This is a genomic window from Ensifer sp. SSB1, from assembly GCF_016652895.1.
GTDB lineage: Bacteria > Pseudomonadota > Alphaproteobacteria > Rhizobiales > Rhizobiaceae > Ensifer.
Genome location: NZ_JAEPRP010000010.1, coordinates 4022 through 15147, shown reverse-complemented (window position 1 = coordinate 15147; position 11126 = coordinate 4022). Strand labels below are relative to the sequence as shown.

Below are 11126 nucleotides of genomic sequence, written 5' to 3'. Positions count from 1 at the left end.
CGCTCCGAGCCTTGAGGCCCCCGCGAAGACGATAAACCTCTCCAAGACGGCCTACTTCCATTCGCGCCTCGCCCAAGCGATAAAATGCACTGATTGCTGATCGGGCACCTATCCGGCGCAATTGCATTGCACCGTGCGCAGCGTTATCCCTTCGAGATTGCGCGTGACGCGCCGTCAGGCGTCGTCGCGCTCTTCCAGAAGCTTTCGGAGCGCATTGCTTTCGCGCTTCCGCTGTCAGGTGCATCATGGCGCGTGCGTTTCTCTTCGTTCTCGATTCTTTCGGCATAGGCGGCGCGCCGGATGCCGAAGCCTATGGTGATCTTGGCGCCAACACGCTTGGACATATCGCCGAGTATTGCGCCACAGGCGCTGCCGACCGGGCGGGCCTGCGTCAAGGCCCGCTCAGTCTGCCGAACATGTCCGCCCTTGGCCTTGTTCATGCGGCCAAGCTCGCCAACGGCACGATCCCACAGGGCATGCCGGTGCCCAATCGCGTCTATGGTGCCTTTGGCGCCGCAAGCGAGGTCTCGCGCGGCAAAGACACACCCTCCGGGCATTGGGAAATCGCCGGCACGCCGGTGATGTTCGACTGGGGTTACTTCTCTTCCGAAGGCGACACCTTTCCGCCCGAGCTTGTCGAGGCGATCTGCCGCGAGGGAAACATTCCGGGCATCCTTGGCAATTGCCACGCCTCCGGCACCGATATCATCGCCCGCCATGGCGAAGAGCACCTGCGGAGCGGCAAGCCGATCTGCTACACCTCTTCAGACTCGGTCTTCCAGATTGCGGCGCATGAACAGGCCTTCGGGCTCGATCGCCTGCTTGAGCTTTGCCAGACCGTCCGCCGTCTGGTCGACGACTACAATATCGGCCGGGTGATCGCCCGCCCCTTCGTTGGCACGAGCCCGCAGACCTTCATCCGCACCGGCAATCGCCGCGACTATTCCGTGCTACCACCCGAACCAACGGTCCTCGACCGGCTGACGGAGGCGGGGCGTATGGTCCATGCCATCGGCAAGATCGGTGATATCTTCGCCCATCAGGGTGTGACGAAGTTGACGAAAGCCGACGGCAACATGGCGCTCTTCGACGCAAGCCTCGCGGCCATCGACGAGGCCGAAGACGGCAGCCTGGTCTTCACCAACTTCGTCGATTTCGACATGCACTATGGCCACCGTCGCGACGTCGCCGGCTATGCGGCAGCACTCGAGGCCTTCGATGCGCGCCTGCCGGACCTCGACCGCCGCCTGCAACCGACCGATATCGTCATCCTGACCGCCGATCACGGCTGCGACCCGACCTGGCGAGGCACCGACCACACGCGTGAACGCGTGCCTGTGCTGATGTTCGGTCCGTCGCTGCGCAGCCGCTCGCTCGGCGTCGCCAACACCTTCGCGCATATCGGCGAAACCGTCGCCAAACATCTCGGCATAGCGCCGGGCCACCATGGGAGAAGCCTCATTTGACCGCACATCTGAAGAAGGCGGAACTGCATTGCCATATCGAGGGCGCGACGCCACCCGAACTGGCATTGGCCCAGGCCGAGAAATACGGCATCGACACCAGTGCGATCATCCGCGACAAGGCCTATGTCTGGGAAGACTTCACCAGTTTCGTGAAGTGCTACGACGCCATCGCCTCGCTGTTTCGCACCGAGGAAGACTATGCGCTGCTGGCGGAAGCCTATCTGACGGAGCTGGCCGAGGCCGGCACGATCTACAGCGAGATCATCGTTTCGCCCGACCACGGCAACACGATCGGCCTTGGTGCGAAGGCCTATCTTGAGGGTCTTGCCGCCGGCATGGAGGCCGCCAGGCAAAAGACCGGGATCGAGTCGCGCATGCTGATCACCGGCATCCGCCATCTCGGCCCGGAATCCGTGATCAAGACCGCAGAATTCGCGGCCAAGCGGGAGCACGCGCTGGTCACCGGCTTCAACCTTGCCGGCGAGGAACGCATGCACAAGGTAGCCGATTTTGCGCGCGCCTTCGACATCGTGCGTGACGCCGGCCTTGGCCTGACTATCCATGCAGGCGAGCTCTCCGGCGCCTTCAGCGTGCGCGACGCGCTCGACCATGTGCGGCCGTCGCGTATCAGCCACGGTGTGCGGGCGATCGAAGACATGGAGCTGGTGCGGCGTCTTGCCGACACGGGCGTCGTGCTGGAAGTCTGCCCCGGCTCAAACATATCGCTGCAGGTCTTCCCGGACTTCGCCTCGCATCCGCTGAGAGCCCTTCACGCAGCTGGTGTGCGCGTGACGCTCAACTCCGACGACCCGCCGTTCTTCCACACCTCGCTTGCGCAGGAGTATGACATCGCCTCTGCGGTCATGGGCTTCACCGACGCAGAGATCAACGGCATGACCCGCACGGCGATCGAGGCGGCCTTCGTCGACGAGCCGACACGCCAGCGGCTGCACGCGCGCATCTGAGGAGCGCCGTTCCGTCTTGGGTTGGTCGGTTGGGGATGACGCTCTCCCGCCGGTCAACACCCTTGCGGCAACGACGCATTCCATGGAAAAAGGACGGATACAAAAAATCCGGGAAGGTGAGCCATGAACGGCGTTACAGTGATCGATCATCCGCTTGTGCAGCACAAGCTGACCATCATGCGCAAGAAGGAGACCTCGACTGCAGGTTTCCGCCGGCTTCTCCGCGAGATTTCGACCTTGCTCTGCTACGAGGTGACGCGCGATCTCGAACTGACGATGGAACGCATCGAAACGCCGCTGCAGGAAATCGACTCGCCGATCCTCGAAGGCAAGAAGCTGGTCTTCGCGTCTATCCTGCGTGCCGGCAACGGTCTGCTCGAAGGCATGCTCGAACTGGTGCCTTCGGCTCGCGTCTCCCACATCGGCGTCTATCGCGATCATGAGACGCTGCAGGCGGTGGAGTATTTCTTCAAGGCGCCGGAAAGCCTGTCCGAACGCCTGATCATCGTCGTCGACCCGATGCTCGCCACCGGCAATTCTTCGATTGCGGCAATCGACAAGCTGAAGGAACGCGGTGCCAAGAACATCCGCTTCCTCTGCCTGCTTGCCGCCCCCGAGGGTATCCGCAACTTCCAGAGCGTACATCCGGACGTGCCGATCTTTACCGCTTCGATCGACAGCCATTTGAACGAGCTCGGCTATATCATGCCCGGTCTCGGCGATGCGGGTGACCGCATGTACGGCACCAAATGATTTCCTGATCCTTAACCAGGATTACAGATCTGCGAGAAGGCCGCCGGTTTCCGGCGGCTTTTTCATGTCGTCTTAGGCGTCATCCGGTCTACTGCCCCTAAGCGGTGTGCCATTCTTCTGGCGCATAGAAGGTTTCAGCAGCAATTCGAGTTTGCTGCATCCGATGCCGTTGAGGGGGAATGCCCATGCTCGTCCGTTTGCTCGCATTGGCTGGTGTGGCCGCGCTTGCAGCCATGGTGGTTCCGCACCTGGCAACGACCGCCCTAACGCAAGGTGGCGACAAGACGGCTGTCGAAGAACCTGCGGTTCCACCGACGACCACGGCCAAATATGCGACCGGGCGGAGCGTGGTGCTCGAGGCGGATGGGAGAGGACATTACTTCGGCACCTTCCGCATCAACGGCCGTTCCGAACGCGGCCTGGTCGATACCGGCGCAAGCGCCATTGCCATTAACATTTCGACCGCACGCCGGCTCGGGCTGACACCGAGCGCACTATCCTTCACCGCCCGCGTCAGCACCGCCAATGGCGTCGTCGAAGCAGCTCCGGCGATGCTGAGCCGGATCGAGATCGGCGGTATCGTGGTGCGCGATGTCCGGGCGATGGTGTTACCGGACAAAGCACTTTCCGGCACGCTCATCGGCATGACATTCCTCAGCCGACTGTCGTCCTTCCGCGTCGAGGACGGCGCCCTTCACCTCGTCAGGTGATCTTCGCCACAATCGGCGACCGTTTCTCGGGCACGGCATCATCGATCGTATAGAGCGCCTGCACGCGGCCTCTGGCTATCTCGGCGGCATCCTGATCGGCGGCGTGAACGAAACAGATCAGGTCATCCTTTTCGACGCGCGTACCAAGCGGCTTCAGCGCATCCAGTCCGACGCGATGGTCGATCCTGTCGTCCGGATGCGACCGTCCGCCGCCGAGCGCGATGACGGCCATGCCGAGCTCGCGCGTCTCGCAGGCCGCAAGATAACCGGATCGTTCCGCCTCGACCGGCAGGATGACTGGAGCACGACCGAGATAGCTCACCGAACGCTCGACGAAATCGGTCGGACCGCCAAGCGCGTGCACCATTTTCCCGAAACGTTCGATTGCGGCTCCGCTCGAAAGGGCCTGGCGCGCCAGCGCTTCGCCTTTTTCCGCGTCGTCGGCCGCACCTGCGGCTACCAGCATTTCGGCGGCAAAAGCCAGCACGACCGTTTCAAGCCGCGTGCCCGTCTTTTCGCCCCGGAGGAAAGCCAGGCACTTGTCGATTTCCAGCGCGTTGCCGGCGGCATCGGCCAGCGGTTCGTTCATATCGGTTAGCAGCGCCGAGGTGCGGACACCGGCGCCGTTGGCGACATCGACCAGCGAGCGCGCCAGCACCTCCGCTTCCCTGGCATCGCTCATGAAGGAGCCATTGCCGAGCTTGACGTCGAGCACCAGCGACTGCAGGCCGGCGGCGAGCTTCTTGGAAAGGATCGAAGCGGTGATCAGGGGTACCGAATCGACGGTCGCGGTCACATCGCGGATCGCATAGAGCCGCTTGTCTGCCGGAGCGAGGTTCGCCGTCTGGCCTATAATGGCGCAGCCGATTTCGGCGACCGTGCTGCGGAACACGGCAGCCGACGGTTGGATATCATAGCCGGGTATCGATTCGAGTTTATCGAGCGTGCCCCCCGTGTGCCCAAGCCCGCGTCCTGAAATCATCGGCACGGCAAGCCCGCAGGCAGCAACGATCGGCGCCAGCATCAGCGAGACATTGTCGCCGACGCCACCGGTCGAATGCTTGTCCGCGATCGGGCGAGCGATTGCGCTCCAGTCGAGTGTTTCGCCGGAGTCGCGCATCGCCAGGGTCAGCGCCACGGTCTCGTCGCGGCTCATGCCGGAGAACCAGATAGCCATGGCGAAGGCGGCGACCTGCCCTTCGGAGATTGAGCCATCCGAAAGGCCGCGGACAAAATCGGCGATCTCGCTCGGAGCGAGGCGTTCGCCGTTGCGCTTGCGCCTGATTGTTTCCTGCGGAAGCATCGTCACCCGTGCACCGCATCGGCTGCGATCATATCGGCAAGGATAGCCGCAAGCCGCTTGCCACCGACAGGAGCCATATCCTTCGTCTCGTGATGGCTGATCTCGCCCCTGGTCATGCCGGCGCCGAAATTGGTGATGACGGAGGCTGCGACGACGCGGAGACCGAAGAAGCGCGCGAGGATAACCTCCGGAACCGTGGACATGCCAACGGCGTCGGCGCCGAGGATGCGCGCCATGCGAATCTCGGCCGGCGTTTCGAAGCTCGGGCCTGAGAACCACATATAGACACCGTCGATGAGCGGTATGCCGAGACGCTCGGCACTTGCCTGCATTCTCGCAGCAAGCTCGGCATCGTAAGCATTTGTCATGCCGACGAAGCGGTCGTCGCTCTCGACGCCGATCAGCGGATTGAAGCCGGAGTAGTTGATGTGGTCGGAAATCCGCATCACCGATCCCGGCGGCAAGTCCTCTCGTAGCGATCCGGCGGAGTTGGTGAGCACCAGGCACTCGATGCCGAGCGCCTTCAGGGTTTCCAGCGGCAGGCGCATCGCATTGGCGTCGCCCTGCTCGTAGTAGTGCACACGGCCGGAGAGCATGACGACCGGCACGCCTGAGAGCGTTCCGGCCACGAGTTCTCCGGCATGGCCGGAGACGCTGCTGACCGGGAAGCCCGGTATGTCGGCATAGGAAAGCCGCAGCGTTTCATCCAGAGCGTCAACCAGCGATCCGAGGCCGGAACCGAGCACGATGCCGTAGCGCGGAGAAAGTCCTCCGAGCCGGGCCTTCAGCAATTCAGCAGCCGCGGTCATCCGAGAATCTCGGTCTCGAAGCTGTGCGGCAGCAGGTCCGACAGCGCCAGGGTCTTCTTCACCCCGGTCTCGTCGCAGAGGAAGATGCGCGTGCTGGCGCCAGAAAACTCCGCCAGCCGCTGACGGCAGCCGCCGCAGGGCGGGCAGAGTGCCAGCTTCTCGGCAATCACCGCCACTTCCAGGATCTTGCGTTGGCCGGCCATGACCATATGGCTGATGGCGGTGGTCTCAGCGCACCATCCCTCGGGGAACGACAGGTTCTCGATATTGGCACCGGTATAGATCTTGCCGTCCTCGGCGCGGATTGCCGCGCCGACCGGAAACTTCGAATAGGGCGCATGCGCCTTGGCCATTGCGTCGCGCGCGGCCTCGAACAGTTCCTTTTCCATGGTTCTAGCGCTCCTTGACATAGGGGACGCCGCCGGCCTTCGGCGGGATGGCCTTGCCGATGAAGCCGGCAAGCAGGATCACAGTAAGGATATAGGGCAGCGCCTGCATCAGCTGCACCGGCACTTGGCCGATCAGCGGCAGCGGATTGCCCTGCAGGCGGATGGCGAGCGCGTCAAGGAAGCCGAAGAGCAGGCAGGCGAGCATGATGTTGAACGGCCGCCACTTGGCGAAGATCAGCGCTGCAAGCGCGATGTAGCCCTTGCCGGCGGTCATGCCCTTGACGAAGCCGGCGGTCATGGCCAGCGACAGATAGGCGCCGGCAAAGCCGCAGAGAATGCCGCAGCAGATGACGGCGCGATAGCGCATCCAGATCACCGAGATGCCGGCGGTGTCGACTGCGCCCGGGTTTTCGCCGACCGCGCGCAGGCGCAGGCCGAAACGGGTGCGGTAGAGGATCCACCAACTGATCGGCACCATGGCAAAGGCGACATAGGTCAGGATGAAATGCCCGGAAAGCAGGTCCGAATAGATCGGGCCAAGGATCGGGATTTCCCGGATGCTGTCGGCATAGGGGAAGGTGATCGTCTGGAAGCGCGCGCCTTCGCCGAGCGCCGGCGTGCGGCCACCCTGGCGGAACCAGGCTTCACCGAGAATGACGGTCGAGCCGGCAACGATGAAGTTGATGGCGACGCCAGAGACGATCTGGTTGCCGCGTTGGGTGATCGAGGCATAGCCGTGCACCAGCGATAGTGCGATCGAGATCAGGATGGCGGCGAGCAGGCCCATCCAGACGGATTGGGTGACGGCAGCAACAGCGCCGGCGGCAAAGGCCGCGCCCAACATCTTGCCTTCGAGACCGATGTCGAAGATGCCGGCACGCTCGGTAAAGAGCCCTGCCAGCGCTGCAAAGATCAGCGGGACGGATACGCGGATGGTGGACTCGAGGAGCACCACGATGACGTGGAAGAAATCCATGGCTTCAAGCTCCCTTGGTCTGTGCCACGACGGCTGCACGGCGGCTCTGCATCGCAAACAGCCGGGCAATCGCCGGCCTGAACATGTTTTCGAGTGCACCGGCAAAGAGAATGACGAGGCCCTGGATGATGACGATCATGTCGCGCGAGATCGACGGCATTTCGAAGGAGATCTCGGCTCCGCCCTGGTAGAGCATGCCGAAGAGAATGGCCGCCGGGATGATGCCGGCCGGATGCGAGCGGCCCATCAGCGCCACAGCGATGCCGACGAAGCCTGCACCCTGCACGAAATCGAGCTGCATGCGTCCCTGTTCACCCATGATCGGGTTCAGCGCCATCATGCCGGCAAGCGCGCCTGAGATCATCATGGTGATGACGGTGATGCGGCTTTCGCTCATGCCGGCGTAACGCGCTGCCGAAGGGCTGTGGCCCATGGTGCGCATCTCATAGCCAAGCTTGGTGCGCCAGATCAGCAGCCAGACGCAGAAGGCGGCGACCAGCGCCAGCAGGAACGAGACGTTGAACGGCGCCGTGCCGATATCCAGTCCGAAGATCCCGAGCAGCCAATCGAGCTTGGGCAGTTGCCCCCCTTCGGCGAAGGTGCGCGTCTGCGGCGACATGGAGCCAAGCGGCTTCAGCACGCGCGTGAGCAGGTAGACCATCAGGCTCGAGGCGATGAAGTTGAACATGATCGTCGTGATGACGATGTGGCTGCCGCGCCTGGCCTGCAGCCAACCCGGCAGGAAGGCCCAGGCGGCACCGAAGAAGGCGGAGCCAAGGATCGCCAGCGGGAAGACGACGAACCAGGGCATCGTCTGGTCGAGCCAGAGGCAGGCAAGGGCCACGCCGATGCCGCCGACATAGGCCTGGCCTTCGCCACCAATGTTGAAGAGGCCGGCATGGAAGGCGACCGCCACCGCAAGACCGGTGAAGATGAAGGTGGTCGCGTAGTACAGCGTGAAGCCGAGATATTCACCGCGGCCGAAGGCACCGTTGATCAGGTGATAGGCTGCTTCCAGCGGGTTTTCACCGACGAGCAGCACGACGAGGCCGGCAACGAGGAAGGCAACCGCGAGGTTGACCAGCGGGATCAGGCCGTATTCGACCCAGCCCGGAAGCTTAGCATAGGGGGAGCTCATTCTGCGGCCTCCTTGCGGCCTTCAACGCCGGCCATCAAGAGGCCTAGTTCGCCCTCGGTGGCATCCGGATCGCGCTCGCCGACGACACGGCCGGCAAACATGACCAGAATACGGTCCGAAAGGGCGCGGATTTCATCGAGTTCGACGGAGACCAGGAGGACAGCCATGCCCTGGTCGCGCATCTCGATGATCCGCCTATGGATGAATTCGATGGCGCCGACGTCGACGCCGCGCGTCGGCTGACCGATGATCAGCACATCCGGCCCGCGCTCCATTTCGCGTGCCAGCACGATCTTCTGCTGGTTGCCGCCGGAGAAATTGGCGGTCTTAAGCCGCGGATTCGGCGGGCGGATATCGTATTCGGCAATGCGTTTTTCGGCATCCTTGCGGATGGCATCGATGTTCAGGAAGACGCCATTGAGGTAGCGCTTGTCGTGATGGTAGCCGAGGATCGCGTTTTCGCATTCCTCGAACTTCAGAACGAGGCCGACATGGTGGCGGTCTTCGGGCACATGGGCGAGGCCGCGATCACGCAGTTCGGCCGGATCGGCGCGGCCGGTCACATCGATCGGCTTGCCGTTCAACAGAACGGAGCCGGAGATGGCACGGCGGATGCCGGAAATCGCTTCAAGCAGTTCCGACTGACCGTTGCCGGCAACGCCGGCGATGCCGACAATTTCGCCAGCCCGGAGATTGAACGAGACATTGTCGACCATGGTGACGCCGCGGCCATCCTTGACCGTGAGCCCTTCGACCGCAAGCTTGACGTCGCCCGGCTTGGCTTCGCCCTTCTCGACGCGCAGCAACACGCGGCGGCCTACCATGAGCTCGGCGAGTTCCTCCACCGAAGTCTCGGCCGTCGTACGTGTCGCCACCATTTCGCCGCGGCGCATGACCGACACCTCGTCGGTAATTGCCATGATCTCGCGCAGCTTGTGGGTGATGAGGATGATGGTCTTTCCCTGGCTCTTCAGCTGTTCGAGAACGCGGAAAAGGTGATCGGCTTCCGCCGGCGTCAACACGCCGGTCGGCTCGTCGAGGATCAGGATATCGGCCCGGCGATAAAGCGCCTTCAGGATTTCGACGCGCTGCTGAAGGCCAACCGGCAACTCTTCGATGAGCGCATCCGGATCGACCTCGAGCGCATATTCGCGCTCCAGCCGCTTCAATTCGACGCGTGCCTTGGCGATGCCCTTGTTGAGGATCTGGCTGTCCTCGGCGCCCAACATGACGTTTTCGAGCACCGTGAAGTTCTCGACCAGCATGAAATGCTGGTGGACCATGCCGATGCCGGCTGCGATCGCCGCATTCGGATCGCGGATGGCAACGGCCTTGCCGTCGACGAGGATTTCACCGCTATCGGCCTGGTAGAAGCCGTAGAGGATCGACATCAGGGTCGATTTTCCCGCACCGTTTTCGCCAATGATGCCGTGGATCGTCCCCTTGCGGACTTTTAGATTAATGTTCTTGTTGGCGTGGACCGGACCGAAGCTCTTGTCGATCTCACGCAGTTCGATGGCAATATTGTCCATATTGGCCTTGCGATCCCCAAACTGGCCCGCTTCGGCATTCTTCCCAGAAACCGTGCCGGCGATTTTTTTACCATTTGGTCTAAGTTTATCATCGATTTTTCGGGGCGAAAGCCCTCAACCGTGATCTTCCTTATACTCTCATCAGATCGCTGGTGAGAGTCCAGCGCGAATATACACAGGCACTTGGACGCCAAAAGCCGGCGACAACGGGTGTCGCCGGCCCTGTTCTTGGGGGAGATCCGGTGGTTTCAGGCGGCCCGTACCGGCCGAAGCAGCCTGAGGGCATTCATGGTGACGAGCACGGTTGCGCCGGTGTCGGCCAGGATGGCAGGCCAAAGGCCGGTGACGCCAATGATCGTCGTCACCAGGAAGACGGCCTTCAGGCCCAGCGCGATCGTGATGTTCTGCACGATGTTGTGCATCGTCGAACGGGAAAGGCGGATCATCGCCGCCACGTCGCCGACCCGGCCATGCAGGACCGCCGCATCCGCCGTTTCCAGCGCTACATCCGTGCCGCCGCCCATGGCGATGCCGATATCGGCTGCCGCCAGTGCCGGCGCGTCGTTGATGCCGTCACCGATCTTGGCAACATTGAAGCCCTCGGCTTTCAACTCACGCACGATGCGCTGCTTGTCCTCGGGCAAGAGTTCGGCGCGGACTTCCATGCCGAACTGGCGACCGATCGCTTCCGCCGTGCGACGATTGTCGCCCGTCAGCATGACGACGCGGAGACCGGCATCCGTCAGCGCCTTCACGCCGGCAGCCGCATCCGGCCGCGGCTCGTCGCGCATGGCAATGGCGCCGGCAATCAAGCCTCCCGCCACGAGCACCGAAACCGTCTTGCCTTCATCGTTGAGAGCCGAGACGCGCGCCGTCTCGTCCGCCGTCATCGGCGCCCGCTCGCCTGCAGCCTTGGGCGAGCCGAAGAACAGCGCGATGCCGTCGACGCTCCCTTCAAGTCCCTTGCCGCCAACCGCGTTCACGGTCGCAATGTTGGGGACTGCGAGGCCATCGGCCGCGCTCCGCTCTAGAATAGCATGAGCAAGCGGATGGCTCGATCCCTGCTCCAGTGCTGCCGCCAGGCG

11 protein-coding genes are annotated in these 11126 nt (G+C 62.9%); 4 read left to right on the top strand and 7 right to left on the bottom strand.

Annotated features, from left to right (window positions below; translation table 11 throughout):
* The first annotated feature begins 245 nt into the window (after positions 1 to 245).
* The 4 genes from I8N66_RS04175 (at position 246) to I8N66_RS04160 (ending at position 3894) form a co-directional block, all read left to right on the top strand.
* Positions 246 to 1466: a phosphopentomutase gene (locus tag I8N66_RS04175; protein ID WP_113539887.1), complete on the top strand. Its 1221-nt coding sequence runs from the start codon at positions 246 to 248 to the stop codon at positions 1464 to 1466.
* On the top strand, positions 1463 to 2431 hold the full coding sequence (locus I8N66_RS04170) for an adenosine deaminase (protein ID WP_291150045.1): 969 nt from the start codon (positions 1463 to 1465) through the stop codon (positions 2429 to 2431). Before I8N66_RS04175 ends, I8N66_RS04170 begins: the two co-directional genes overlap by 4 nt.
* Positions 2432 to 2554: 123 nt before the next feature.
* The gene (gene upp / locus I8N66_RS04165) at positions 2555 to 3184 is read left to right on the top strand and encodes a uracil phosphoribosyltransferase (RefSeq protein WP_113539885.1); all 630 of its coding nucleotides are present in this window, start codon (positions 2555 to 2557) and stop codon (positions 3182 to 3184) included.
* A gap of 185 nt (positions 3185 to 3369) precedes the next feature.
* Positions 3370 to 3894 carry a TIGR02281 family clan AA aspartic protease gene (locus tag I8N66_RS04160; protein WP_291150042.1) on the top strand — a complete coding sequence of 175 codons (525 nt, stop codon included), beginning with the start codon at positions 3370 to 3372 and terminating at the stop codon, positions 3892 to 3894.
* Here the strand turns inward: I8N66_RS04160 and deoA are convergent.
* The 7 genes from deoA to I8N66_RS04125 form a co-directional block, all read right to left on the bottom strand.
* Positions 3887 to 5203, bottom strand: coding sequence for a thymidine phosphorylase (deoA, locus tag I8N66_RS04155; protein ID WP_291150040.1), 1317 nt, complete (start codon positions 5201 to 5203; stop codon positions 3887 to 3889). The two genes, I8N66_RS04160 and deoA, sit on opposite strands and share 8 nt — an antisense overlap.
* Positions 5200 to 6006 (bottom strand): purine-nucleoside phosphorylase, encoded by an 807-nt coding sequence (locus tag I8N66_RS04150; protein ID WP_291150037.1) that lies wholly within the window; start codon positions 6004 to 6006, stop codon positions 5200 to 5202. Before I8N66_RS04150 ends, deoA begins: the two co-directional genes overlap by 4 nt.
* The gene (locus I8N66_RS04145; protein ID WP_043622805.1) at positions 6003 to 6395 is read right to left on the bottom strand and encodes a cytidine deaminase; all 393 of its coding nucleotides are present in this window, start codon (positions 6393 to 6395) and stop codon (positions 6003 to 6005) included. Before I8N66_RS04145 ends, I8N66_RS04150 begins: the two co-directional genes overlap by 4 nt.
* Before the next feature lie 4 nt (positions 6396 to 6399).
* A complete protein-coding gene (locus I8N66_RS04140; protein ID WP_043622808.1) occupies positions 6400 to 7371 on the bottom strand; it encodes an ABC transporter permease in 972 nt (323 codons plus the stop codon).
* 4 nt (positions 7372 to 7375) lie between these two features.
* Positions 7376 to 8509 carry an ABC transporter permease gene (locus tag I8N66_RS04135; protein ID WP_291150025.1) on the bottom strand — a complete coding sequence of 378 codons (1134 nt, stop codon included), beginning with the start codon at positions 8507 to 8509 and terminating at the stop codon, positions 7376 to 7378.
* The gene (locus I8N66_RS04130) at positions 8506 to 10041 is read right to left on the bottom strand and encodes an ABC transporter ATP-binding protein (protein WP_223726000.1); all 1536 of its coding nucleotides are present in this window, start codon (positions 10039 to 10041) and stop codon (positions 8506 to 8508) included. Before I8N66_RS04130 ends, I8N66_RS04135 begins: the two co-directional genes overlap by 4 nt.
* A 248-nt stretch (positions 10042 to 10289) precedes the next feature.
* On the bottom strand, positions 10290 to 11126 hold an 837-nt coding region (locus I8N66_RS04125; protein WP_291150018.1), incomplete at its 5' end, for an HAD-IC family P-type ATPase.

Coding starts and splice junctions, on each gene's coding strand:
- I8N66_RS04175 (WP_113539887.1), top strand. CDS start 246: ATGGCGCGTGCGTTTCTCTTCGTTCTCGATTCTTTCGGCATAGGCGGC.
- upp (WP_113539885.1), top strand. CDS start 2,555: ATGAACGGCGTTACAGTGATCGATCATCCGCTTGTGCAGCACAAGCTG.
- I8N66_RS04160 (WP_291150042.1), top strand. CDS start 3,370: ATGCTCGTCCGTTTGCTCGCATTGGCTGGTGTGGCCGCGCTTGCAGCC.
- I8N66_RS04150 (WP_291150037.1), bottom strand. CDS start 6,006: ATGACCGCGGCTGCTGAATTGCTGAAGGCCCGGCTCGGAGGACTTTCT.
- I8N66_RS04145 (WP_043622805.1), bottom strand. CDS start 6,395: ATGGAAAAGGAACTGTTCGAGGCCGCGCGCGACGCAATGGCCAAGGCG.
- I8N66_RS04140 (WP_043622808.1), bottom strand. CDS start 7,371: ATGGATTTCTTCCACGTCATCGTGGTGCTCCTCGAGTCCACCATCCGC.
- I8N66_RS04135 (WP_291150025.1), bottom strand. CDS start 8,509: ATGAGCTCCCCCTATGCTAAGCTTCCGGGCTGGGTCGAATACGGCCTG.
- I8N66_RS04130 (WP_223726000.1), bottom strand. CDS start 10,041: ATGGACAATATTGCCATCGAACTGCGTGAGATCGACAAGAGCTTCGGT.